Origin of the sequence: Blastococcus xanthinilyticus (assembly GCF_008124835.1) — a bacterium.
Classification (GTDB): Bacteria; Actinomycetota; Actinomycetes; order Mycobacteriales; family Geodermatophilaceae; genus Blastococcus; species Blastococcus xanthinilyticus.
In genome coordinates this window covers 1-22251 of the sequence record NZ_VNHW01000027.1, presented here as the reverse complement: position 1 = coordinate 22251, position 22251 = coordinate 1, and the positions used below count along the sequence as shown (strand labels likewise).

Annotated in this window: 26 protein-coding genes, 2 pseudogenes and 1 riboswitch; of the genes and pseudogenes, 10 read left to right on the top strand and 18 right to left on the bottom strand. The window is 75.8% G+C overall.

Features of this window, described 5'->3' with window-relative positions; genetic code table 11:
- Positions 1–509 (bottom strand): annotated as a pseudogene (locus tag BD833_RS22210) (hypothetical protein); the annotation flags it as partial.
- A gap of 80 nt (positions 510–589) precedes the next feature.
- Here BD833_RS22210 and mug point away from each other — a divergent pair.
- On the top strand, positions 590–1108 hold the full coding sequence (mug, locus tag BD833_RS22205) for a G/U mismatch-specific DNA glycosylase (RefSeq protein ID WP_208092835.1): 519 nt from the start codon (positions 590–592) through the stop codon (positions 1106–1108).
- A 7-nt stretch (positions 1109–1115) separates the two neighbouring features.
- Here mug and BD833_RS22200 read toward each other — a convergent pair whose 3' ends face one another.
- Positions 1116–1385: a YciI-like protein gene (locus BD833_RS22200; RefSeq protein ID WP_166535337.1), complete on the bottom strand. Its 270-nt coding sequence runs from the start codon at positions 1383–1385 to the stop codon at positions 1116–1118.
- Positions 1386–1450: 65 nt separating this feature from the next.
- Here BD833_RS22200 and BD833_RS22195 point away from each other — a divergent pair, with 65 nt between their 5' ends.
- Complete coding sequence (locus BD833_RS22195; RefSeq protein ID WP_166535336.1) at positions 1451–1891, top strand: flavodoxin family protein; 441 nt, start codon at positions 1451–1453, stop codon at positions 1889–1891.
- Here BD833_RS22195 and BD833_RS22190 read toward each other — a convergent pair.
- Positions 1881–3668: a SpoIIE family protein phosphatase gene (locus BD833_RS22190; protein WP_208092834.1), complete on the bottom strand. Its 1788-nt coding sequence runs from the start codon at positions 3666–3668 to the stop codon at positions 1881–1883. The genes BD833_RS22195 and BD833_RS22190 overlap by 11 nt on opposite strands.
- Between BD833_RS22190 and BD833_RS23495 the strand changes: the two genes are divergently transcribed.
- Positions 3573–4064, top strand: a complete 492-nt coding sequence (locus BD833_RS23495) for an ATP-grasp fold amidoligase family protein (protein WP_424945180.1) — start codon at positions 3573–3575, stop codon at positions 4062–4064. The two genes, BD833_RS22190 and BD833_RS23495, sit on opposite strands and share 96 nt — an antisense overlap.
- Before the next feature lie 6 nt (positions 4065–4070).
- On the opposite strand, the gene BD833_RS22180 is transcribed toward BD833_RS23495, so the two are convergent.
- From BD833_RS22180 to BD833_RS22170, 3 genes are all read right to left on the bottom strand, one after another.
- Positions 4071–4397: a hypothetical protein gene (locus BD833_RS22180; protein WP_166535335.1), complete on the bottom strand. Its 327-nt coding sequence runs from the start codon at positions 4395–4397 to the stop codon at positions 4071–4073.
- 7 nt (positions 4398–4404) lie between these two features.
- A complete protein-coding gene (locus BD833_RS22175; protein ID WP_166535334.1) occupies positions 4405–4608 on the bottom strand; it encodes a cold-shock protein in 204 nt (67 codons plus the stop codon).
- A gap of 244 nt (positions 4609–4852) precedes the next feature.
- Positions 4853–5047: a hypothetical protein gene (locus BD833_RS22170; protein WP_166535333.1), complete on the bottom strand. Its 195-nt coding sequence runs from the start codon at positions 5045–5047 to the stop codon at positions 4853–4855.
- Between the two features lie 81 nt (positions 5048–5128).
- Between BD833_RS22170 and BD833_RS22165 the strand changes: the two genes are divergently transcribed.
- The 4 genes from BD833_RS22165 (at position 5129) to BD833_RS22150 (ending at position 8677) form a co-directional block, all read left to right on the top strand.
- Entirely contained in the window at positions 5129–5962 is an 834-nt protein-coding gene (locus tag BD833_RS22165) for an alpha/beta fold hydrolase (RefSeq protein WP_166535332.1), read from the top strand.
- Positions 5963–6005: 43 nt separating this feature from the next.
- On the top strand, positions 6006–6188 hold the full coding sequence (locus BD833_RS22160; RefSeq protein ID WP_166535331.1) for a PspC domain-containing protein: 183 nt from the start codon (positions 6006–6008) through the stop codon (positions 6186–6188).
- Between the two features lie 72 nt (positions 6189–6260).
- A complete protein-coding gene (locus BD833_RS22155) occupies positions 6261–7037 on the top strand; it encodes a cyclase family protein (RefSeq protein WP_166535330.1) in 777 nt (258 codons plus the stop codon).
- Complete coding sequence (locus BD833_RS22150) at positions 7034–8677, top strand: thiamine pyrophosphate-binding protein (protein ID WP_166535329.1); 1644 nt, start codon at positions 7034–7036, stop codon at positions 8675–8677. Before BD833_RS22155 ends, BD833_RS22150 begins: the two co-directional genes overlap by 4 nt.
- Positions 8678–8696: 19 nt before the next feature.
- Here the strand turns inward: BD833_RS22150 and BD833_RS22145 are convergent, their stop codons facing one another.
- The 3 genes from BD833_RS22145 to BD833_RS22135 all read right to left on the bottom strand — a co-directional run bounded on the left by BD833_RS22145 (position 8697) and on the right by BD833_RS22135 (position 10661).
- Positions 8697–9470: an alpha/beta fold hydrolase gene (locus BD833_RS22145; RefSeq protein ID WP_166535328.1), complete on the bottom strand. Its 774-nt coding sequence runs from the start codon at positions 9468–9470 to the stop codon at positions 8697–8699.
- Between the two features lie 7 nt (positions 9471–9477).
- Positions 9478–9840 carry a DUF1330 domain-containing protein gene (locus BD833_RS22140; protein WP_166535327.1) on the bottom strand — a complete coding sequence of 121 codons (363 nt, stop codon included), beginning with the start codon at positions 9838–9840 and terminating at the stop codon, positions 9478–9480.
- Between the two features lie 65 nt (positions 9841–9905).
- Positions 9906–10661 (bottom strand): SDR family oxidoreductase, encoded by a 756-nt coding sequence (locus tag BD833_RS22135; protein WP_166535340.1) that lies wholly within the window; start codon positions 10659–10661, stop codon positions 9906–9908.
- Positions 10662–10825: 164 nt separating this feature from the next.
- On the opposite strand from BD833_RS22135, the gene BD833_RS22130 reads away from it, so the two are divergent.
- Positions 10826–11695 carry an alpha/beta fold hydrolase gene (locus tag BD833_RS22130; protein WP_166535326.1) on the top strand — a complete coding sequence of 290 codons (870 nt, stop codon included), beginning with the start codon at positions 10826–10828 and terminating at the stop codon, positions 11693–11695.
- 3 nt (positions 11696–11698) lie between these two features.
- Here the strand turns inward: BD833_RS22130 and BD833_RS22125 are convergent, their stop codons facing one another.
- The 6 genes from BD833_RS22125 to BD833_RS22100 form a co-directional block, all read right to left on the bottom strand.
- A complete protein-coding gene (locus tag BD833_RS22125) occupies positions 11699–13312 on the bottom strand; it encodes a peptide chain release factor 3 (RefSeq protein ID WP_208092831.1) in 1614 nt (537 codons plus the stop codon).
- 183 nt (positions 13313–13495) lie between these two features.
- Complete coding sequence (locus BD833_RS22120; RefSeq protein ID WP_166535325.1) at positions 13496–15064, bottom strand: polyamine aminopropyltransferase; 1569 nt, start codon at positions 15062–15064, stop codon at positions 13496–13498.
- Positions 15065–15069: 5 nt separating this feature from the next.
- Positions 15070–15534, bottom strand: a complete 465-nt coding sequence (locus tag BD833_RS22115; protein ID WP_166535324.1) for a DUF350 domain-containing protein — start codon at positions 15532–15534, stop codon at positions 15070–15072.
- 41 nt (positions 15535–15575) lie between these two features.
- A complete protein-coding gene (locus tag BD833_RS22110) occupies positions 15576–15977 on the bottom strand; it encodes a DUF4247 domain-containing protein (RefSeq protein ID WP_166535338.1) in 402 nt (133 codons plus the stop codon).
- Between the two features lie 5 nt (positions 15978–15982).
- Complete coding sequence (locus BD833_RS22105) at positions 15983–16492, bottom strand: DUF2617 family protein (RefSeq protein WP_166535323.1); 510 nt, start codon at positions 16490–16492, stop codon at positions 15983–15985.
- Positions 16493–16565: 73 nt separating this feature from the next.
- Positions 16566–17180 carry a DUF4178 domain-containing protein gene (locus tag BD833_RS22100; RefSeq protein ID WP_166535322.1) on the bottom strand — a complete coding sequence of 205 codons (615 nt, stop codon included), beginning with the start codon at positions 17178–17180 and terminating at the stop codon, positions 16566–16568.
- A gap of 192 nt (positions 17181–17372) precedes the next feature.
- Between BD833_RS22100 and BD833_RS22095 the strand changes: the two genes are divergently transcribed.
- Together BD833_RS22095 and BD833_RS22090 are read left to right on the top strand one after the other, a co-directional pair.
- Positions 17373–18371 (top strand): ATP-binding cassette domain-containing protein, encoded by a 999-nt coding sequence (locus tag BD833_RS22095; protein ID WP_166535321.1) that lies wholly within the window; start codon positions 17373–17375, stop codon positions 18369–18371.
- Positions 18368–19204 carry an ABC transporter permease gene (locus BD833_RS22090; RefSeq protein ID WP_166535320.1) on the top strand — a complete coding sequence of 279 codons (837 nt, stop codon included), beginning with the start codon at positions 18368–18370 and terminating at the stop codon, positions 19202–19204. Before BD833_RS22095 ends, BD833_RS22090 begins: the two co-directional genes overlap by 4 nt.
- A 9-nt stretch (positions 19205–19213) precedes the next feature.
- On the opposite strand, the gene BD833_RS22085 is transcribed toward BD833_RS22090, so the two are convergent.
- The 3 genes and pseudogenes from BD833_RS22085 to BD833_RS22075 all read right to left on the bottom strand — a co-directional run.
- Positions 19214–20443 (bottom strand): MFS transporter, encoded by a 1230-nt coding sequence (locus BD833_RS22085; RefSeq protein WP_166535319.1) that lies wholly within the window; start codon positions 20441–20443, stop codon positions 19214–19216.
- A gap of 83 nt (positions 20444–20526) precedes the next feature.
- The gene (locus tag BD833_RS22080; protein ID WP_166535318.1) at positions 20527–21690 is read right to left on the bottom strand and encodes a C40 family peptidase; all 1164 of its coding nucleotides are present in this window, start codon (positions 21688–21690) and stop codon (positions 20527–20529) included.
- Between the two features lie 14 nt (positions 21691–21704).
- Positions 21705–21857, bottom strand: a riboswitch (cyclic di-AMP (ydaO/yuaA leader).
- A 136-nt stretch (positions 21858–21993) separates the two neighbouring features.
- Positions 21994–22251, bottom strand: a pseudogene (locus tag BD833_RS22075) (uroporphyrinogen-III C-methyltransferase); the annotation flags it as partial.

The following is a 22251-nucleotide window of genomic DNA, read 5'->3' as shown; positions in this document are numbered from 1 at the left end:
GCGATCACCGCCGGGTCGGTCTCCCGCCCGGTCGCGGCCACCTCCGCGGCGATCGCGTGGGCCCGGGGCCGGTCCAGCACCCCCGCGGCCAGCGCTCCCAGCGTTCCCGGCAGCACGGTGGTGAGCAGCTCGGCGTGCTCCAGCAGCGTCACCGCCGCCGCCCGGCTGCAGTTCTGGATCGCGGCCAGCTCATCGGGCAGGAACTCACTCACCCCGGCCGGCCCCACCGCACCCGCACCGTGCCCACCGGGCAACGGATCGGCCGGCGCCGGGCGGGCCGCGGCCAGATCCCTCACCAGCTCCGCCCGCAACGCCGCCAGCTGCGCCTCCGCGACCACGATCTGCCCCAGCAACCCCGCCGCCTCACCCGCCGACCGGCGGGCCGGCAACCAGCCCGACAGCGGCTCACCCAGCCGCGGCAACGGATCGGGATCGATCAGCTCCCACTCCGACGGCGGGCTCACCGGCATCACGGTCACCCCGACCGCGAACCCGACACCCGACGACATGACCGCAGGCTAGGCGGGGGGTACGACAGTTCCGGGGCGCCGCGGCACGGGCGACCGGATGCGCCGGGGAGGATGGCCGCGTGACCGGCAAACCCGTGCCCGACGTGATCGCACCCGGGCTCGACATCCTCTTCTGCGGCATCAACCCGTCGCTGATGTCGGCCGAGACCGGGCACCACTTCGCCCGGCCCGGCAACCGGTTCTGGCCGGCTCTCCACCTGGCCGGCCTCACCCCGCGCCGGCTGCAGCCGGCCGAGGGCCGGGAGCTGCTGCGCTACGGGCTGGGGGTGACCAACGTCGTCGACCGGCCCAGCCGGACGGCGGGCGAGCTCTCCCGCGACGAGCTGCGGGCCGGCGCCGCGGCCCTGGAACGCCTGGTCGCCACCTACCGGCCCCAGGCGCTGGCCGTCCTCGGCGTCACTGCGTGGCGGGACGGGTTCGCCCGGCCGAAGGCGGTCATGGGGCTGCAGCCCGAGCGCATCGGTGGGGCGCTGACCTGGGTGGTGCCGAACCCGAGCGGGCTCAACGCGCACGTCCAGCTGCCCGACCTGGCCCGCATCTACGGGCAGCTGCGACCCGCAGCGGGAGACGGGAGCTGAGCCCGGGTCAGCCGACCACCACGTTCCAGGGCCGGATCGTCCACCCGGTCACGAGGCCCTCGAGCACGTACGGGTCCTCCGCGACGAACCGCTCGACCACCTCGCGCGGGGCGGTCCAGACCAGCAGCGCGCGGTCGTAGGGGTCCGGCAGCGCGCCGGCGAGCAGCAGCTCACCCCGGTCGTGGGCCTCCCTGGCGAGGGCGAGGTGGTCCTCCCGCAGCGCGGTGCGGCGCTCCAGGTAGTCCGCGGCCAGGGTGTACTCGAGCAGCAGGTGCATGCCGCCACTCTCACACCCCCGCCGCCGAGGTGGTCGGCCGGCCGGGCCGGCGGCAGGATGGCCCCGTGCCCCGCCTGCTCGTCGTCCACCACACGCCGTCGCCGGCCCTGCAAGCCGTGCTGGAGGCGGTGCGGGAGGGGGTCGCGCTCGTGGACGAGGTCGACCTCGCGGTGCGCCCGGCCCTCTCCGCCGGCCCGGCGGACCTGCTGGCCGCCGACGGGGTGCTGCTCGGCACGCCGGCCAACATCGGCTACATGTCCGGGGCGCTGAAGCACTTCTTCGACACCGTCTACTACCCGTGCCTGGACGCCACGGCCGGGCTGCCGTTCGGCGTCTACGTGCACGGCAACGACGACACCGCGGGCGCTCTGCGCAGCATCGAGCGGATCACCGGGGCGCTGCGGTGGAAGCAGGTCGCGGCACCGCTGAGCCTCACCGGCGCAGCCGGCCCCACCGAGCTCGAGGCGGTCCGGGAGCTGGCGGCCACCGTCGCGATCAGCCTCTGAGCGGCCCGGGCCGGTCGCCCTCCACCCGGAGGGCCACCAGCGCCACGTCGTCGGAGAAGTCCGGTGCCACGCGACCGAGCACGGCATCGCAGATCGCCTCGACCGGCAGCGCGTGGAGGTCGGAGGCGGCATCGGCCAGCCGCCGCAGCCCGTCGTCGAGGGTGGCGTCCCGCCGCTCGATCAGCCCGTCGGTGTAGAGCACCACCGTGGCGCCGGGCGGGAGCAGGAGCGCGTGCTCGGCCCGGGCGCCTTCCGGGGCTACGCCGAGCAGCAGGTTCCGCGGGCGGTCGAGCAGCTCGACCGCACCGTCCGGCCGGATGAGCAGCGGCGGCGGATGGCCGGCGTTCGACCACCGCAGCACCCGCCCCGCCCCGGGAGCCGCTCCGGCCGGCGACTCGATGCGCGCCAGAACCGCCGTGGCCAGCGTGGTCATGCCCAGGTCGCTCATCGCGCGGTCCAGTGACCCGAGCACCGCCGCCGGACCGCTGCCCAGCGCGTGCGCGACCCCGCGCAGCAGGTTTCGCAGCTGCCCCATGACGGCCGCCGAGGTCCGGTCGTGGCCGGTCACGTCGCCGACGACGAGGGTGGTCGCGCCGTCCCGGGTCGGGAACGCGTCGTACCAGTCACCACCGACCTCGGCCTCCCGTGCGGCCGGCCGGTAGCGGACGGCGATGCCGAGCCCCTCGGGGCGGGGCGGCTCGGTGAGCAGCGACCGCTGCAGCGTCTCGGCGAGGCTGCGGGTGTCCCGCGCCTGCCGGCGCTCCCGCTCGAGCCGCGCCGCGCGATCCATCGCCTGGGCGCACTGCGCGGCGTACGCCTCCAGGACCTGCACGTCGTCGTGCTGGAACGGCCGGGGGGCGCGCCAGCCGACGGTCAGGGACCCGAGGACCCGCTCACCGACGCGCAGCGGGAGGGCGGCCCACGCCCGCAGGCCGGGGCCCGGCGCGGGGGCGGCCGGGTCCAGGGCGCCGTCCGGCACGAGCACCCGCCGGCCGGAGGCGGCGACCGCCGCGGGGGCCGGGGAGTCGACGGGGATGCGGTGGCCGCTGCCGGCGGACCCGTCCACGATCGTGACCTCTGCCGCGCCCGGCCGGTGCAGCGCGACCGCCAGGTGGTCGGCCGCGAGCCCGGGCCGGCCCCGATCGGCGACCAGCCGGAGGAGGTCCTGGCGGGTCTCGGCGGCGGAGAGCGCGGAGACCGTGCGGGCCAGGCCGGCGAGCGCGCGGGAGGTGCGCTGCTCGCGCTCGCGCAGTGCCCGGAGCTGGGCGTTGCTGTGCTCCAGCTCCCGGGTGCGGGTGAACAGGTCGGCCTCCACCTGCGCCACGCGCCCCTGGTCACCCGCCCCGGGCGCGCCCGCGTCGTCCCGGGCGCGGATGTAGTCGGTGATGTCGTCGGAGCGGTGCAGCAGCAGCACCACCTGCCCGTCGTCGTCCAGGACGGGCACGTTCCGGGGGCTCCAGAACCGCTCCTCGTAGCCGCCGTCGGGCCGCGGGATGTCGTAGCGCTGGATCGCCATGGTGTGCGGCCGGCGGGTGTCGCGGGCGCGCTCCAGCGAGGCACGGAGGTTGACCAGGCCGTCGGCGGCCGGGTCGTCGGGGTTCATCGGGAAGACGTCGAAGAGGTTCCGGCCTACCGTCTCCGCGAGGGTCGTCGCGGTGGCCTCCAGCCGCGCCTGGTTCGCGTGCACGATCACGTGGTCGGGCGTCAGCAGCAGGAACGGGGTGGGCGAGACGTCGAAGACCCGGCGGAAATCGGGCGTGGGCAGCTCCTCGGTCACGCCCACCTCCCCGCCCCGGCGCCCGCCGGCCGGGCCCCCGCAGTCTCCCCGATCGGCGCCGCGCCCCGCTCGGGGGACGGTGGCGCCCCGGTGCCCGCCCTCGGGTCGGAGGAGGGCGGATCGGGTGGATACCGTGCCGGACGTGGGGGAGATGAAGGACCGGATGCTGGCCGGGCTCCCGTACCGGCCCGACGACTCCGACCTCGCGGCGGACTCCCGGCGGGCCGGGCCTCGGACTTCATCCGGGTCGATCTCTACGACGTCGACGGCGAGGTGTGGTTCGGCGAGCTCACGCCCTGTCCGGGCGGGGGGCCCGACCCGTTCGACCCGGAGCTGGACCGGGTGCTCGGGCGGTACTGGACGCTGCCGCGCCGAGCCGACGTGCGGGCGCGGTAGCGCCGGTCACCAGCGCAGCGGGTGCGTGGAGCGCGAGTGCGCCGTGCGGCAGGCCCGGCAGTTGCCCCACGAGACGATGCACAGCGGGGTCGTCGGCCCACCGCACTCGGGGCACTCGACGGCCTGCTCGGCGTCCGCCCGCGCCTCGGTGACGGCGCGGCTGCGCTCCTCGTGGATGGTCTGGTCCCCTCGGCACGGGCAGCCGAGGTGGGCTTCCGCGCAGCGTCCGACGTGGGTGGCGATGGGATGCCCCTCGGGGTCGGTGCGGTCGCCCGGACGGCGGCCGCGGAGATGCGAAAGGGCCGCGGCGCAGTGCGCCGCGGCCCCCGTCACTCGCCGATCAGAGCGGGCGGACGTTCTCCGCCTGCGGGCCCTTCTGGCCCTGCGTGACGTCGAACTCGACCTGCTGGCCCTCGTCGAGGGACTTGTAGCCGCTACCGGTGATGGCGGAGTAGTGGCAGAAGACGTCGGCGCCGCCGCCGTCCTGGGCGATGAACCCGAAGCCCTTCTCCGCGTTGAACCACTTCACAGTGCCCTGAGCCATGTCGTTCTTCTTCCGTGCTGGGAGGTGACCGCACCGGTACCTACCGGAGCGGGGCCGCCGCACCGACCGGCAGGACCGAGAGGAACGTCAGGCAGAGACGACTGCGGACGTCCAAGAACGAAAGCAGAGGCGCAACAGCGACCGGACAGGACTGTACGGCATTCCCGAGGTCAGCGGGGAGACCGGCTCGCGCGACCCCCCGGAAGGAGGGGGCGGTGACCGCGCCAACGCCCCTCCCGGCGGCTCAGCGGGCGGCCGCGAGGTCCTTCGCCGCCTTGGCCACGTACATGACCGACAGGACCAGGAACACCGCCCCGATCGCGGCGCGCACCTGGTCGTCGGTGACCGGCGCCCGCCGGGACACCGGCCCGGCCACGGCATCGGCCAGGCGTGCGCGCCAGCCCTTGAGGCCGGCCTTTCCGAAGGAGATGGCATCCATCGCCGGTCCCTACCCCGCCGCCGGCCGACCTAGGCCGGATGCTGTGCATCGGCGGCCGCCGAGCGGGGCACTGCCCGGTCTGTGGACGTACCGGTCGGGAGCACCCGCAGCATCGACGTCGGCGACGGCCGGCTGCACGTCTGGGCGGCCGGTGACGCCGGACCGACGGTCCTGCTCGTCCACGGCATCCCCACCAACCACCTGCTGTGGCACGACGTGGTCCCGGCGGTCGCCGGTGCCGCACGGGTGCTCGCCGTCGACATGCTCGGCTACGGCGACTCCGAGCCCGCGGGCCGCCCGCGGGTCGACCTGGCGGCCCAGGCGGCCCGGCTGGTGCGGCTGCTGGACGTGCTCGAGGTCGACCGCGCGGTCGTCGTGGGGCACGACCTGGGTGGCGGGGTCGCCCAGATCATGGCCACCTCCGCCGCCGACCGGGTCGCCGGGCTGGGCGTGGTCGACGGGGTCTGCTACGACGGCTGGCCAGTGCCGCTGGTCCGGGCCATGAAGGCCGCGTGGCCGGTGCTGGCCCAGCTGCCGCCCCCGGTGCTGGCCGCCGGTCTGCGCCCGGCACTGCGGACCCTCTTCGCCCACCAGGACCGGGCGACGGCGTTCCTCGACCGGTTCGTGGAGCCCTGGTCCCGGCCCGGCGGGCCCGCGCTGCTGGCCCGGCACCTGCGGTCGCTGGACTCCGTGTACACCCAGACCGTGGCGCCCTTCCTGCCCCGCCTGACCGTGCCCGCCGAGGTGGTGTGGGGGCGGCTGGACCACCAGCTGAAGCAGGAGTACGGCCAGCGGCTGGCCGACGACATCCCCGGTGCCCGGCTCACCTGGGTGGACGACGCCAGCCACTTCGTGCCGGCCGACCGCCCCGACGTCGTCGCCGAGGCGGTGCTGCGGCTGGTGGCGCGGGCCTGACCCGGCGGGTGTTCCCCGGCGACGCCCCGGGTAGGGCCTGCGCATGGCATCGACACTGGTCAGACCACGTGGGCAGAAGGTCATCGCCGGGGTGTGCGCCGCCCTGGCCAACCGGTTCGGGGTCTCCCGGACCCTCGTGCGGCTCGGATTCATCGTCTTCGGCGTCGTCGGCGTCGGGGAGCTGGTCTACATCGCGCTCTGGATCATGATCCCGAAGGAGCGCTGACCGGAGCGGGGGACGGGCGGGTCCGGCTGTGATTGGCTGTCGGCCGTCCCGCCCACCTGCGAAGGGTCCGCGATGTCGCTCCTGTCCAGCCTGGCCGACGCGCTGGTCACCGCGCGGGTCGAGGTCGTCGACCTGACCGCGCCGCTGTCGGCCGAGACGCCGGTCATCCAGCTCCCCGAGCAGTTCGCGCAGACGGCGCGGTTCGAGCTGGAGGAGCTGAGCCGGTACGACGACCGGGGCCCGGCCTGGTACTGGAACAACTTCCGCACCGGTGAGCACACCGGCACGCACTTCGACGCGCCCAACCACTGGGTCACCGGGCAGCACGGGGACGACGTGGCCTCCGTGCCGGCCCGCCGGCTGATCGCCCCCGCGGTGGTCCTCGACTTCTCCGCGGAGGCGGCCGAGGACCCGGACTTCCTGCTCGAGGTGGCGCACGTCCGTGCCTGGGAGGCCGAGCACGGGCCGCTGCCCGAGGGCGGCTGGCTGCTCTTCCGCACCGGTTGGGACGCCCGGTCGGGCTCCCAGCAGGAGTTCCTCAACGCCGATGACACCGGCCCGCACACCCCGGGGCTCTCCCCGGCCTGCGCCCGGTGGCTGGCCGAGGAGTCGCCGGTGCTGGGGCTGGGCGTCGAGACCGTGGGCACCGACGCCGGGGCCGCGCACTCCTTCGACCCGCCGTTCCCCTGCCACGCCGGCCTGATGGGCAGCGGGAAGTACGGCCTCACCCAGCTGCAGAACCTCGACCGCCTGCCGCCCACCGGAGCGCTGCTCGTGGCCGCCCCGCTGCCGATCGTCTCCGGCTCGGGGTCGCCGTCGCGGGTGCTGGCGCTGGTCGAGCGGGGATGACCGCTGCCCGGCGGACGGTCGCGCACACGGTCGGGGAGGCGCTGGTCGCCGGTGGGGTCGACACGGCCTTCGGGGTGGTCGGCTCCGGCAACTTCGTCGCCACCAACGCGATGGTGGCCGCCGGCGCCCGGTACGTCGCCGCCCGCCACGAGGGCGGCGCGGCCACGATGGCCGACGCCTATGCCCGCACGAGCGGCCGCCCGGCGGTGCTCACGCTGCACCAGGGGTGCGGCCTCACCAACGCGCTGACCGGCATCACCGAGGCGGCCAAGAGCCGCACCCCGCTGGTGGTGCTCACCGCCGAGGCGACCTCCCGCCGGTCGAACTTCTTCGTCGACCAGCCGGCGCTGGCCGAGGCCGTCGGCGCCGTCTCCGTCCGGGTGACCTCCCCGGAGCACGCCGCGGACCAGGCGGCGGCCGCGGTGGCCACCGCGCTCGACGAGCGGTGCGTGGTGGTGCTGAACCTGCCGCTGGACGTGCAGCAGCGCGACGCACCCGGTGCGGTGCCGCCCGCGCGCGCCGGCCGGGGCGCCCGCGCGCCGGAGCCGGGGGAGACCGACCGGCTGGTCGAGGCGCTGCGGGCCGCGCGGCGCCCGGTGTTCGTGGCCGGCCGGGGCGCCCGCGGTGCCCGGGAGGAGCTGGCGCGGCTCGCCGACCGCTGCGGCGCGCTGCTGGCCACGTCGGCGGTCGCGAAGGGCCTGTTCCGCGGCAGCGACTGGGACCTCGACGTCTCCGGTGGCTTCGCCACCCCGCTGGCGGCCGAGCTGATCGCCGGCGCCGACCTGATCGTCGGCTGGGGGTGCGCGCTGAACATGTGGACGATGCGGCACGGCCGGCTCATCGCCGGGGACGCCGTCGTGGTGCAGGTCGACGACGAGGCCGCGGCCATCGGCGCGCAGCGCGAGGTGACCTTCGGCGTGGTCGGCGACGTGCGCGCGGTGGCGGGAGCCGCGGCGGCCGCGGTCGGCGACGAGCGCCCCGAGGGGTACCGGACCGCGGAGGTGCGCGAGGCGCTGGCCCGCCGGCGCCGCTGGCGGGACGAACCGTTCGCCGACACCGGCGACGGGGAGCGGATCGACCCGCGGGTGCTGACCGCCGCGCTGGACGACCTGCTGCCGGCCGAGCGGGTCGTGGCGGTGGATTCGGGCAACTTCATGGGCTACCCGAGCATGTTCCTCGACGTGCCCGACGAGCACGGCTTCTGCTTCACCCAGGCGTTCCAGTCGGTGGGCCTGGGCCTGGCCACCGCCATCGGGGCGGCCCTGGCCCGGCCGGACCGGCTGCCGGTCGCCGCGCTCGGCGACGGGGGAGCGCTCATGGGGGCCGCGGAGCTCGAGACCGTCGTCCGGCTCGGGCTGCCGATGGTCGTGATCGTCTACGACGACGCCGGCTACGGCGCCGAGGTGCACCACTTCGGCCCGGACGGGCACCCGCTGGACACCGTGCGCTTCCCGGAGACCGACTTCGCGGCAATCGGCCGCGGGTACGGCTACGCGGCGGTCACCGTGCGGCGTCCGGCCGACCTGGACGGCGTCGCCGGCTGGCTGGCCGGCCCGCGGTCGGCGCCGCTGCTGGTCGACGCCAAGGTCACTCGCGACCAGCCGTCGTGGTGGCTGGAGGAGGCCTTCCGCGGGCACTGAGCCCGGTTCCCGCGCCGCGTCAACCGAGCTCCGCCAGCAGCTCGTCGACCGCCGCGACCACCGCCTCCGGCCGCTCCGACGGGATCTGGTGCCCGGCCGCCACGACGACCGACCGCGAGCGCGTCGAGAGCGCGGCCAACGCCGCCTGCCCGGCCGTCCAGGACGCCGAGGCGCCCTCGCCGCGGCTGAGCACCACGGTCGGCGGGTCGCCCGGCAGGTCGGCGACCGCCGCCGCGGCGCTCTCCACGTCGGTGAGATCGAGCCGCTCGTCGGCCATGGGGACGCCGGCCAGGTCGGCCGCGCCCGTGCCCCGCAGCACGCCGACGGAGGGGGCCAGGGCGTCGACGAGGACGAGGCCCGCGACCCGGTCCGGGTGCCGCTGGGCGTGGACGAGGGCGAGGTAGCCGCCGAAGGAGTGCGCGACGAGCACCACCTCGCCGCTCCCGGCCGCGTGAGCCACGACTGCCGCCAGCTCGGCGTCCAGCTCGTCGGCTCCCCGGTCCGGCCCCTCCGGTGCGGGGCTGTCCCCGGTGCCGGGCCGGTCGTAGCGGCAGACCCGGGCCCGGTCGGCCAGCTCCCGCTGGACCTCGCGCCACTGCTGGGCCGAGGCGTCGTCCCCGATGCCGTTCACCAGCACGACCGCCGGGCCCGATCCGGCGCACCACACCCGCTGCGCCGCGACCGTGCTCGCCTGCTCGCCGGGCACCGGCTCCGCAGCGCTGCCGCAGCCGGCCACCACGGCGACGGCCAGCAGCGTCCCCGCCGCGCTCCGCCTGGCGCGTCCCGCCGGCACCGTGGGCCTACCAGGCCGTGGTGGCCTGGAGGACCGCCTCGGTGAGCGCGCGGGTGCGCAGCTCGGTCACCTGCTGGTACTCGGGGTCGGCCACCATCCTGCTGAACGCCTCGCGCGTGGGGTAGCGGACCAGCAGCACGGTGTCCCAGGACTGCCCGTCCTCGGCCACCAGCGCGGTCGAGCCGTCGCCGGCGTAGAGCACCTCGCCGCCGTAGCGGGGGAGGAAGGTGCTGCTCAGCGCCTCGGCGTACTGGGCGTACAGCTCGCGGCCGCCCTCGGCGTAGCGCAGCAGGTTGAGCATGACCACCGGCCCGCCGGGGTCTTCCTGCAGGTAGCGCTTGAGGTCGGCTCCGCGGGGATCGATCGCCATGTCCCGCAAGCTAGCAGCCGCGCACCGCTGACCCCGGCGCCACGGACACCTGACGGGGTGCCGGCTCAGGGCCATCCCTGCTCGTGCAGCGGTGTCACGGTGACCTGGTCGAGCACCAGGTTGCCGGGGGCGGCGACGATCCACGCGATGAGGTCGGCGACCTGCCCGGGCCCCAGCGCATCGCTGCCGGGCTGCGGCCGCGCCCCCTGGTCGGCCGTCCGGCGCGCGGCGGGGTCCCAGGCCCCCCAGGACGTCGCCATCGCCCCGGGGTAGAGCACGCAGGCCCGGATGCCGTGCGGTCGGCCGTCGGCGGCCAGGGACTGGGTGAAACCGGTCAGGGCGAACTTCGAGGAGCAGTACGCCGCGGCGGCTCCCCAGCCCCGGAGGCCCGCGACCGAGGAGACGTTGACGATGGTTCCGCCGCCGACCCGGCGCATGTGCGGGAAGACCGCCCTGCTCAGCACGAACGGGGCCCGCAGGTTCACCGCGAGGACGCGATCCCAGTCCTCCATGGTCGTCTCCTCGACGGTGCCGGGGACGTCCGTGCCGGCCGCGTTGACCAGGACGTCCACCCGCCCCCACGCCGCGGCGACCTCCTCGACCGCGGCCCCGGCGGCCGCCGCATCGGCGAGATCCACCGGCCGGCTGAGGCCGGCTGCGCCGATCCGTTCCAGGGCCTCGCGCGTGGCGGCGAGACCGGCCGCATCGCGGGCGAGCAGGGCCACCGCCCAGCCGTCCTGCGCCAGCCGGTGTGCCACCGCCCGGCCGAGTCCGCTGCTGGCGCCGGTCACGACGGCGACCCGTCCCGGTGGCTCCTGCATGCTGATCACCGCACCTCCGGTCCGGCCCCGCGCGGCCGCCGGCCGGAGCCGGTCACACCTACCCGCCGGAACCCGCCGGACACACCTCGGCACCGGGCGGTCGTCGGGCGGGACGGTGCTCGTCCCCAGGTCGGATCGGGCCGCGACCGGGGTAGGGACCGGCGATGGACGAGGAACGCGAGATCCGGGAGGGCGAGCTCTGGCTGCCCGACGGCCGGACCCTGGCCTACGCCGAGCACGGCGATCCCGACGGGCAGCCGGTGCTCGGCTGCCACGGCTCGCCGAGCTCGCGCCTGGAGCGGCACGTCGAGGACGTCGCGGACTACCGGCGGTGGGGGGTGCGGCTGATCGTCCCCGACCGGCCCGGCTTCGGGCGCTCGGACCCGCACCCCGGCCGCCGGGTCGCGGACTGGCCCGACGACGTCGCCCGGCTGCTGGACCACCTCGGCGTCGACCGGTGCGCGGCACTCAGCCTCTCCGGCGGCGCCGCCTACGCGCTGGCCTGCGCGCACGCCCTCGGGGAGCGGGTGACGACCGTGGGCATCCTCGGCGGGGCGCCGCCGCCCGACGTCCCCTGGCCGTGGCCGCGGTGGGTGCCCGGCCGGGTCCGTGCCAGCCTGCACCGGCCGCAGCTGTCGGCGGTGCTGCGCCCGGCGTTCGCGCCGCTGGCGCTGCGCCCGGCGCTCATCCCGCGCTACCTGCAGCTGCGGCTGAACGCGGCCGACCGGCGGGTGATCGGCCGGCCGGCGGTCCGGCGGATCCTCGCCGACACCTTCACCGAGGGGATGCGCAACGGCACGGCGGCGCTCGCCGAGGACCGCGCGCTGCTGTTCCGCCCGTGGGGCTTCCCGCTCTCGGAGGTGCGCCAGCGGGTGCACATCTGGCACGGCACGCAGGACTGGCAGGTCCCCGTCGTCCTCGGCCAGGTGCTCAGCGCCATGCTGCCGGACAGCTCGGGGCACTGGCTCGCCGGCGAAGGGCATTTCCTGGTGTTCGACCACGCCGAGGAGATCTACCGGACCCTCCGCGGCTGAGGATCACGCGAGCTGCGCGGCCACCAGCGGCTCCAGCGTCAGGGCGGTGTGCCGCTGCTGCAGCATGCGCAGCGCCCACTTGTCGGGGAACAGCGCCAGCAGCTCGCCGTCGGTCCGCTGCACCACCTCGACCCCGCCGGAGGAGGCGATCAGCGGGAGCGAGGCCTCGTCGGTGCGCATCGCGATCGTGTAGGGCAGCCGGTCCAGCGCCACGGGGGCGTTGAACTCGTGCTCCATGCGATGGGTCGCGACCTCGAACTGCATCGGCCCCACGACGGCCAGCACCGGCGAGCCGTCGCCCCGCCGCTCGGAGCGCAGCACCTGCACGACGCCCTCGGAGTCCAGCTGCTCGATGCCCTTGCGGAACTGCTTGTGCTTCGCGGTCTCCCGGCTGCGGACGACGGCGAAGTGCTCCGGCGCGAAGGTGGTGAGCGGCGGGAAGGTGACCGGCCGGTCGGCGTAGAGGCTGTCGCCGACCCCCAGGGCGTTGGCGTTGACCAGGCCGACGACGTCACCGGGGTAGGCCAGGTCGACGCTCTCCCGCTCCCGGCCGAACACCTGCTGGGCGTACTTGGTGGCGAACGGACGCCGGGTGCGGCCGTGGGTGACGACCATGCCGCGCTCGAACACCCCCGAGCAGATCCGGATGTAGGCCAGCCGGTCGCGGTGGGCGGCGTCCATGCCCGACTGCACCTTGAACACGAAGGCGCTGAACGGCTCGTCGAGGCCGCGGACGGCGCCGTCGGCGTCCGGCCGCCCGACCGGGGGCGGGGCGAGGTCGACGAGCACGTCCAGCAGCGCCCCGACGCCGAAGTTGGAGACGGCGGAGGCGAACAGCACCGGTGTGGTGACCCCGCCGAGGAAGGACTCCTGGTCGTGCTCGGCGCCGGTGGCCTCGAGCAGCTCGCCCTCCTCCTCGGCCTGCCGCCACACGTCGCCCTCGCGCTCGGCCGCCTGCTCGGCGGAGAGCAGCTCCTCGGGGGCGATCGTCGCGCCGCCGGCGGTGCGGGTGAACCGGCGGAAGCTGCCGTCGCGCCGGTCGAGCACGCCGCGGAAGTCACCGGCGATGCCGACCGGCCAGGTCAGCGGGGTGGGGGTCAGGCCGGTGCGCTCGGTGATCTCGTCCATCAGCTCGAGGGCGTCCTTGCCCGGGCGGTCCCACTTGTTGATCACCGTGACGATCGGGATGCCGCGGTGCTTGCAGACGGCGAACAGCTTCATCGTCTGCGCCTCGAGGCCCTTGGCCGCGTCGACGAGCATCACCGCGGCGTCGACGGCGGTGAGCACCCGGTAGGTGTCCTCGGAGAAGTCGGCGTGCCCGGGGGTGTCCAGCAGGTTGACCACCGCGTCGCGGTACTCGAACTGCAGGGCCGCCGAGGTGATGGAGATGCCGCGGGCCTTCTCCATGTCCATCCAGTCCGACACCGTGCCGCGGCGGCCGGCCTTGCCGTGCACCGCGCCGGCCTGCCCGATCACCCGGGCGTGCAGCGCGAGCGCCTCGGTGAGGGTCGACTTGCCGGCGTCGGGGTGGCTGATCACGGCGAAGGTGCGGCGCCGGGCGGCCTCGGCCACCGCGGTCCCGGCCGGCTGGGCGGACGTGGTGGGGGCGGCGGTCACGCAGGAAACGCTACAGGCGTCAGCCCACGACAACCCGGGTCGGCTTCCGGCCGCGCTCCGCTCCTCGCTCGCCGGCGCTCACTGCGATGCTCACGCCACCGTCAGCCCACGACAACGCGGGTCGGCTTCCGGCCGCGCTCCGCTCCTCGCTCGCCGGCGCTCACTGCGATGCTCACGCCACCGTCAGCCGACGTAGCCCGCGCGCATGTCCTCGACGATCAGTGGCCGGTCCAGGGTCGAGGGCGCCAGCCGCTGGCGGGGCCGGTCAGCGGGGAACACCGCCGCGGCCGCCAGCACCGCCGCGTCCAGGAACCGGGTCGCCGGGGCCGCCGGGGAGAGCGCGAGCTCCGGCGGCTGCGTCCCGCGCGAGGCCAGCGCGAACCCCCAGTCACCGAAGCTGGGCACGTGCACGTGGTACGGCGTCGCCGCGAGACCGGCCGCCTCGATCGAGGAGACGGTCCGCCAGAAGGCGGTGGGCGTGGAGTACGGGCTGCCCGCCTGCACCGACACCAGCCCGCCGGGGGCCAGCGCGGCGGCGACCAGGCCGTAGAACTCGGTGGAGTAGAGCCGGCCCAGCACCGGGGTGTCGGGGTCGGGCATGTCGACGACCACCGCGTCGAAGCCGCGGGCCTGCGGTGAGCGCAGCCAGCGGAACGCGTCCGCCAGCACGACCTCGACCCGCGGGTCGTCCAGCGCGGCGTCGTTGAGGCCGGCCAGCCGGGTGCGGGCCAGCTCCACCACGGCGGGATCGAGCTCCACCTGCACCACCTCGCGGACGCCGGGGTGGCGCAGCACCTCCCGGGCGGCCAGCCCGTCGCCGCCGCCGAGGACGAGCACCCGCCCGGGGTCGCGGGCCAGCACGGGGTGCACCAGCGACTCGGTGTACCGGTACTCGTCGCGGCTGCTGAACTGCAGGTCGCCGTCGAGGTAGAGGCGGAGGTCGTCGCCGCGCTCGGTCAGCACGATCTCCTGGTAGGCCGAGCGCTGCGCCGCCACGACGGGGTCGGCGTAGAGCCGCTGCCGCGCGGTGGTCTCGATGTCCCGCGCCTGCACCAGCAGCACGCCGAGCACCGCGGCGGCGGCGAGCAGCGCGGCGGTCGCCGTCCGCAGTGCCCGCCGGCTGATCTGGGGCCGCAGCAGCAGCCCGGCGACGACGGCGGCGGCGAGCAGGTTGACCAGCCCGGTGATCGCCGCGCCGCGCACCTGGCCGGCCACCGGCAGCAGCAGGAACGGCCACAGCAGGCCGCCGAGCAGGGCGCCGGCGTAGTCGGCCGCGTTCAGGTCCGCGAGCAGCCGGCCGGAGCCCTCGGCGTCCACGCCGTCGCGGCCGGTCTGCAGCAGCGTCATCAGCAACGGCACCTCGGCGCCCACGAGCACCCCGAGGACCGCGGTCGCGACCAGCAGCACGGCGCTGCTGGTGCCGTAGAAGGAGAAGGACACGTAGAGCGTGACGGCGCTGAGCCCGCCCGCGATACCGAGCAGGATCTCGACGGCGACGAAGGTGACGGCGGCCCGGGACAGGAACGGCTTGACCAGCAGCGCGCCCACGCCGAGCGCCGCCACGAAGCCGGCGACGATCAGCGAGGTCTGGGTGATGCCGCCGCCGACCAGGCTGGCCGACAGCGTGAGCAGCACCAGCTCGTAGATCAGCCCGCACGCGGCGCAGACCGCGACCGCGGCCAGCAGGAGGGGGCGGGAGCGCACCCCGTGCCCGCCCGCCACCGGCGGGGCCTCGGGCGCGGGTGCGGACACGGCCGTCAGGACAGGGCGGCGGCGTTGACCGCGCCGATGGCGACGAGGGTGGCGGCGACCGCCCAGGCCGAGCCGCGCAGCCGCGGCTCGTTGACCAGGTCGCGCAGCTTGGCCGGGATGACCGCGTCCAGCACCCGCAGCGCCACGGCCTGCAGCAGCACACCGACCAAGCCGTAGACCGCCGTGTCCACCAGCCCCTGGCCGAGGCCGTCGGCGCTGGTCATGATCGCGGTCACGACGATGATCGCCAGGGCCAGGTGGTTGGCGGCCAGCAGGATCGCCGCGTTCGGGTTGTGGTCGAGGTAGACCTGGGTGCGCAGGTTGCCGGGGGTGAGCAGGTCCAGCGCCAGGAACCCGAGCGCCAGCACCCCCACGCCGATGACGAAGAACAGCAGCGTCGCCACCACGCCCTGGACCAGCAGGTCGCCGTCGACGGTGCCGAACTCCAGCGCCTGCCACGTGGTGCTCATGTCGGGGTTCTCTCCTGGGACGGGGGACGGGAGGGGTGTGGTCACTTGACGTCGCCGGGGCCGCCGCCGCCGCTGGTGCCGACGGGGGAGCCGGGCCGGAAGCCCGGCCCGAGGAAGGCGAAGAAGCCGCCGCGGTAGCGGCCGTCGAGGTCCTCGACGCGCACGGTGCTGCCCCCGGCGGCGGCGCTCACGATCACGATGTCGTCCTCGTAGCGCAGGTACTCGTTGCCGCCGTCGGCCTGCCGTTCGGCCGGCGGGACGGCGTCGACGATCGCCTCGGTGGTGGTGCCCACGGGGTCGGGGGAGGCGTAGACCGAGGTGTCGTCGAGGATCTCGGTCCGCTCGTAGTTGGCCTCCAGGAAGTCGCGGATGCGCGTGCCGCTGCCGCAGCCGCTCACCAGCAGCAGCACGGCGGCCAGCGCGAGGGCCAGCGTCCGGGGCATCGTGCTCACGGCGTCCACCTCGTCCGGGTCGTGACGACCTCGCCGCGGTCGCCGGCGGGGTAGAGGTGCCAGGTCTGCCACGCCCAGCCGCCCCCGGGCACGGGCTGCGCGGTGAGGGCGGTGAGCGCGCCGGCCGAGCCGGGGAAGGCGCCGCACAGCCAGGCCGGGTCGGCCGCGGCGAGCGCCCGGAGCCGGTCGGCGGTGGCGTCGAGCTCCGCGCGGTCGGTGGCGGTGACCGCGGAGGTCAGCCGGTAGCCCCCGGAGCGGGTGCTGCGCGGGAGCGGGTCGCCGCCGGCGCCGACGGCGTCGCAGGAGACCTCCTCGGTCACCCGCGCGCGCCCGAGGGTGGCGGTGACGACGTGCGAGGCGCCCAGCACCCCGAGGACGATCGAGCCGCCGTGCCCGTCGGCGAGCTCCAGCCGCGCCAGCGCCGCCGGCGCCGGCCGGTCGAGCAGCAGGCCCAGGGCGGCGGCCGAGACGTCCCGGGGCTCGACGTCGAGCAGGTGGACGCTCACGCGGCCTCCTCGCTGGCGCTCGTCGGCTGCGTTCGCGGAGCTGTTCTGCCCATCGGTGAGCTCGCGCGCTCGCTCACTGGTCCGGCGTCCGGTGGTAGACGGTGAGCTCGCCGCGGCTGACCGCGCGGCCGGTGGAGACCTCCCAGGACTGGGTGGCCGCCCACCGCTCGAAGGCGATCAGCCCGGTCTTGTCGGCGGTCGCGTAGTCGGCGTAGTCGACCGTGCCACTGGGCGGGGTGCCGGTGGTGCCCTCCGCGGTGTACGTGGCCCGCCCGCGCTCGATCTGGCGGTGCACCCGGTCGTCGAGGATCACGTCGCCGTCCGGGGTCAGGTTGGTGCCCTCCCGGCGCATCCAGAGGGTCAGCTCCAGGTCGCCCTCGTCGTCCTCCACGGTGAGCCAGCGGCGGCCGGTGGAGCCGTCGAGCAGGTGCTCGCGCCAGGTCATGCCGCCCTCCTCCAGCACGATCGTGCCGCGGACGACGTGGTCGATGCCGGCGTAGGTGATCACGTCGCCGACGCCGATCTGGTGCGGGTCGTAGACGTCGGGCTCGTCGGCCAGCGGGTCGACCCGGCGGCGCGCGCCGGCGGCCTTCGCGAGGTTCCGGCGGCGCAGGACGAGGATCACCGCCGCCAGCACCGCGAGGGCCACCAGGAACACGATCAGCAGGACGAGGAGCACGTCGGACATCGGATGGCCTCCTGGCGGGTGGGCGGACGGGCCGCTGAAAACCTATCGCGCCCGCCTGCGCAGCGAGATCGCGGCCGTGCACGGCCGGCCCGGGACGGCAGCGGAAAAGTCGGTCGACGGCGATGAGTCCGGCGCGCAGAGTCCGTCGAACAGGAGACAGGTCCGACGCCCGCCGACCCCCGGAAGGCACCCATGACCCTGCAGGCCCCCCTGGCCATCGAGGCGACCGCCCTCGCGAAGTCCTTCGGCGACGCGACCGCGGTCGCCGGCATCGACCTCGCCGTCCCCGCCGGCGTCATCTACGGGGTGCTCGGCCCCAACGGCGCGGGCAAGACCACCACGATCCGCATGCTGGCGACGCTGATCGCGCCGGACTCGGGCAGCGCCCGCGTCCTCGGCCACGACGTGGTCGCCGAGGCCGACGCGGTGCGCGACCTGGTGAGCCTGACCGGCCAGCTGGCCTCGGTCGACGAGGACCTGACCGGCTGCGAGAACCTCGTCCTGCTGGGCCGGCTGCTGGGCCTGCGCCGGGCCGCGGCCCGCGCGCGGGCCGACGAGCTGCTCGAGGCGTTCGGCATCGCGGCCGCCGGGGGCAGGCTGGTCAAGCACTACTCGGGGGGCATGCGGCGGCGGCTCGACATCGCGGCCAGCCTGGTGGTCACCCCGAGCCTGATGTTCCTGGACGAGCCGACGACCGGCCTGGACCCGCGCTCGCGGAACCAGGTCTGGGAGATCGCCCGCGCGCTGGTGGCGGAGGGGACGACGATCCTGCTCTGCACCCAGTACCTCGAGGAGGCCGACCAGCTGGCCGACGGGATCGCGGTGATCGACCGCGGCAGGGTGATCGCCGAGGGCACGCCCGGCCAGCTCAAGGCATCGGTCGGCACCGGCGCGCTGCACGTGCGGCTGCTGGACCCGGCCACGCGCCCGGCGGCCGCGGCGGTGCTGGAGCGGGCCGTGGGCACGGTGGTGCCGGCCCCCGACCCCGGCCGCCTCTCGGCGCAGTGCGCCGACTCGGCCCGGGCCGCCCTCGGGGTCGCCGAGCTCGCCCGCGCCGGTATCGGCCTGGCCGACTTCTCCCTCGACCAGCCGAGCCTGGACGAGGTCTTCCTGGCGCTCACCGGTCACGCCGCCGAGGACGCCGCGGCCGGGGAGCCGCCCGCACCGACCCGCGAGGAGCAGCCGTCATGACCACCACCCCCACCGCTCCGGACGCCGCCGACACCGCCGCCGTGCGCCGGGCGATCTCCTCGACCCCGCGGCCACCGCGGCCCGGCCCGCTGTCGGCGGCCCTCACGTTCGGCTGGCGCGGGATGCTCAAGGTCAAGCACGTCCCCGAGCAGCTGCTGGACGTCACCGTCACCCCGGTGATGTTCCTGCTGATGTTCACCTATCTCTTCGGCGGCGCCATCGCCGGCTCGACCAGCGCGTACCTGGACTACACGCTGCCCGGGCTGCTGGTCATGTCGGTGCTGTTCACGACCGTCTACTCCGGCGTCTCGCTCAACACCGACCTGACCAAGGGCGTCGTCGACCGGTTCCGGTCGCTGCCGATCTGGCGGCCGGCGCCGCTGCTGGGCTCGCTGCTGGGTGACAGCGTCCGGTACGTCATCGCCGGCACGGTGATCATCGTGGTGGGCGTGGCGCTCGGCTACCGGCCCGACGCGGGGGTCGCCGGCGCGCTGGCGTCCCTCGCCCTGGTGGTCGTCTTCTCGTTCGGGCTCTCCTGGGTGTTCTGCGTGCTCGGGCTGTTGCTGCGCACCCCGAACGCGGTGATGAACGCCGGGTTCATGGGCATCTTCCCGCTGACGTTCCTGTCCAACGTGTTCGTCGACCCGGCCACCCTGCCCGGCCCGCTGCAGGCGTTCGTCGAGGTCAACCCGATCTCGGTGCTGGCGACGGCGTGCCGCTCGCTGATGGCCGGGGAGCCCGACGGGACCGCCATCGTCGTCTCGCTGGTCGTGGCCGCCGCCCTGGCGCTGGTCTTCCTGCCGCTGACCACGCGGCTCTACCGCGGCCGCTGAGCGCCGGGGTCAGGGGGTGGCGGCCGGAACCGCCGCCGGGCGGGCGGCCTGCCGCGGGATGAGCAGGCCGCCGGCCAGCCCGGCCGCCAGCACGGCGGTGCTCACCGCGAAGGCGGCCTGGAAGGAGACCGCGTCGGTCAGCCAGCCGGCCACCAGGGGTCCGGCGACCGCGCCGAGGTCGGCCGACATCTGGAAGACCGCGACCACCCGGCCACCGCGGCCGGCGGTGAGGTCACCGACCAGGGCCGCCGGGGCGCTGGCCAGCAGCGAGGCGGCCAGGCCGAAGACCGCCATGGACACCAGGAAGGCGGGAATGGCAGGCGGCGCCACGAGGATCGCCATGGCGGCGGTGCCCAGCGCGGCGCCCAGGACGAGCGAGGGCCGCCGTCCCCACCCGTCGACCAGCCGCCCGGACCGCAGCAGCCCCAGGGCCTGGGCGGCCGACCCGGCGAGCAGCCCGGCCCCGGCCCAGGCGACCGTGCGGCCCAGCTCCTCGGTGACGTACAGCGGCACCAGGGAGTTGCGGACGCCGAAGAGCACCCAGCCCACCCCGAAGTTCGCCAGCAGCGCGGCGAGGTAGACCCGGGACCGCAGCGCGGTGCCCAGCCGCATCGGCCCCTCGCCGAGGTCGGGGCCGGCCGCCTCGGCCGCCGGCGGCGCGTCCGGATCCGGCTCCGCACCGCGCAGCAGCAGCATCCCGACGCCGCCGGCGACCAGCAGGAAACCGGCGTAGAGGAAGAAGGGCAGCCGGGGGGAGAGCTCGGCCAGCAGGCCGCCGAATGCGGGCCCGGCGATGCCGCCCAGGATGAAGCCGCCCTGCCAGGTGGCGGCCGCGCGGCCCCGGTGCGACGGCGGGGCGACCCGCAGCAGCAGCGAGAGCGCGGCGACGGTGAACATGGCGCTGCCGATGCCGCCGGCCGCGCGCAGGCCGAGGAACAGCGGGAAGTTGCCGGCCAGCCCGGCCGCGCCGGTCGCGAGGGCGACGATGACCAGCCCCGCGGCGAGGACCAGCCGCTCGCCGAACCGCTCGACCAGCGTCCCGCCGCTGAACGCGGAGACGAACCGGAAGAACGCGAAGGCGCTGATCGCCAGCCCCACGGCGGTCGTGCCGACCCCGAACGAGCGCGCGAACAGCGGGATCGCGGGGGCGACGATGCCGAAGCCCAGTGCGACGACGAAGGCGATGACCGCCAGGACCTTGACCTCTCGGGGGAGGTCTCCCCGTGTCGCGACCCGCACGGAACGCGATGGTCCCACGACGGCTCGCGGCGGCCCCCCGGAGGGGACCGCCGCGAGCGCTGCTGCCGGAGGGAGGGGGTTTGCTAGGCGATCCGCCGGGCGCTGTTGTAGCCGGGCATCGAGTCGATCGAGGCGACCTTCACCGGGACGCCGGACGTCGAGGCGTGCACCATCTGCCCGTTGCCGATGTACATGCCCACGTGGCTGACCGGGCTGTAGAAGAAGATCAGGTCGCCCGGCTGGAGCGCCGACCGGGACACCGGGGTGCCCAGCTGCGACTGCATCCGGCTGGAGTGCGGCAGGCTGATTCCCGCGGCGGCGTAGGCGTACTGCATCAGGCCGGAGCAGTCGAACGCGTTCGGGCCGGAGGCCGCCCAGACGTAGGGGTCGCCGACCTGGGCCAGCGCGGTGTCCACGGCCGTCCGGGCCGCGCCGCTGCCGCCGCCGCCCACCGCGGGCGGGGGCGGCGGTGCCGCCGGAGCCGGCGCCGCCGGAGCCGGCGCCGCGGGGGCCGGCGCGGCGGCAGGTGCGTCGTCCGCGGGCTGCGGTGCGGCGGCCTCCTGCTGCTGGGCCTGCTGTGCGGCCTGCTGCGCCGCCTCCTCGGCCGCGCGCCGCTCGGCCGCGGCGCGCGAGGCCCGCTCCTCCTCGGCGGTGAGCCGCGCGTACTCCGCCTGGTAGACGGCGATCTCCTCGTCCAGCTGGGCCCGCTCGGCGTCCACCCGCTCGACGTGCGCCTGGGCGTCCGCGGCGGCCTGCTCGGCCGCGACGCGGGCCTGCTCGGCGTCCTCGCCGGCCGTGCGCGCGTCGCCGAGCACGCCGTTGTTGTGCGCCGCGATCGTGTCGAGCAGGCCGACCCGGTCGACGAGGTCCTCGGCCGACCCGCTGGTCAGCAGGGCCTCCAGGGTGCCCAGGCCGTCGCCGGTGTAGGCGCTGCGGGCCACGGTGCGGACCCGGTCCTGTGCCTGGCCCAGGGCGGCCTGCGCGGCGGCGAGCTCCTCGGCGGCCAGGTCGGCGGCCTGCTGGGTGGCCTTGAGCTGCTCGCGGGTCTCGTTGAAGCGCTCGGTGAGCACCTCGAGGTCGTGCGCGCGGCCGGCGATGAGCTCCGCCGCCTCCTGGGAGGTCGCGGGCCGCTCGGGGTCGGCGAACGCGGGGAGCGGCGTCAGGGCGACGCCGCCGGCGGCCACGAGGGCCACCAGGGCCCGGCGGCCGGAGAGCCGACGCTGGGCAGGGGTGAGCGAACTCGCCATGTTCGGCGGGTGGTCCTTTCTTCCACGGCCGCCTACCGGGTTAGCTGACGGGTTCGGGCGGGAAGACGCCCGGCGTCCGGCGGCCCCAGGGGACCGCCGGTCGCTTCACCCCGGGAGTGCGATGGGTCCCCGGTCCTGCTGCCGGCCGGAGCCGGCGGGTGGTTCGGCGGCGTCCGGTCGGCTGTCACCGGTTGAGCGACGGATGGGTCCGCCCGGACGGGCCCACGCTAGGCGGGGATCGGAGGTGTCACCAGGTCGAGTGACGACTTCCTCGGCACCTTTCCTCCTGGGTCGACGACCCGCTCACGCGCCGTCACGGCACACCGCCGGGGCGGCGGCGCGCGGGGTGGAAAGGCTCACGACCTCACCGACCACCCAGACGGCGGGCGGCCGGATCCCGGCGTCGACGAGGGCGGCCGGCAGGCCGGCGAGGGTGGTGCGGACGGTGCGCTGGGTCGCGGTCGACCCGTCGGCGACGACGGCCACCGGGGTGTCGGCCGCCCGGCCGTGGGTGATGAGCGCGGCGGCGATGGCCGGGGCGGTGTCGACGCCCATGAGGAC

Coding starts and splice junctions, on each gene's coding strand:
- BD833_RS22175 (WP_166535334.1), bottom strand. CDS start 4,608: ATGGCTCAGGGCACTGTGAAGTGGTTCAACGCGGAGAAGGGCTTCGGG.
- BD833_RS22150 (WP_166535329.1), top strand. CDS start 7,034: ATGACCGCTGCCCGGCGGACGGTCGCGCACACGGTCGGGGAGGCGCTG.
- BD833_RS22095 (WP_166535321.1), top strand. CDS start 17,373: ATGACCCTGCAGGCCCCCCTGGCCATCGAGGCGACCGCCCTCGCGAAG.
- BD833_RS22100 (WP_166535322.1), bottom strand. CDS start 17,180: ATGTCCGACGTGCTCCTCGTCCTGCTGATCGTGTTCCTGGTGGCCCTC.
- BD833_RS22140 (WP_166535327.1), bottom strand. CDS start 9,840: ATGGCGATCGATCCCCGCGGAGCCGACCTCAAGCGCTACCTGCAGGAA.
- BD833_RS22135 (WP_166535340.1), bottom strand. CDS start 10,661: ATGCAGGAGCCACCGGGACGGGTCGCCGTCGTGACCGGCGCCAGCAGC.
- BD833_RS22130 (WP_166535326.1), top strand. CDS start 10,826: ATGGACGAGGAACGCGAGATCCGGGAGGGCGAGCTCTGGCTGCCCGAC.
- BD833_RS22110 (WP_166535338.1), bottom strand. CDS start 15,977: ATGCCCCGGACGCTGGCCCTCGCGCTGGCCGCCGTGCTGCTGCTGGTG.
- BD833_RS22200 (WP_166535337.1), bottom strand. CDS start 1,385: ATGCACCTGCTGCTCGAGTACACCCTGGCCGCGGACTACCTGGAGCGC.
- BD833_RS22160 (WP_166535331.1), top strand. CDS start 6,006: ATGGCATCGACACTGGTCAGACCACGTGGGCAGAAGGTCATCGCCGGG.
- BD833_RS22170 (WP_166535333.1), bottom strand. CDS start 5,047: ATGGATGCCATCTCCTTCGGAAAGGCCGGCCTCAAGGGCTGGCGCGCA.
- BD833_RS22115 (WP_166535324.1), bottom strand. CDS start 15,534: ATGAGCACCACGTGGCAGGCGCTGGAGTTCGGCACCGTCGACGGCGAC.
- BD833_RS22080 (WP_166535318.1), bottom strand. CDS start 21,690: ATGGCGAGTTCGCTCACCCCTGCCCAGCGTCGGCTCTCCGGCCGCCGG.
- BD833_RS22090 (WP_166535320.1), top strand. CDS start 18,368: ATGACCACCACCCCCACCGCTCCGGACGCCGCCGACACCGCCGCCGTG.
- BD833_RS22155 (WP_166535330.1), top strand. CDS start 6,261: ATGTCGCTCCTGTCCAGCCTGGCCGACGCGCTGGTCACCGCGCGGGTC.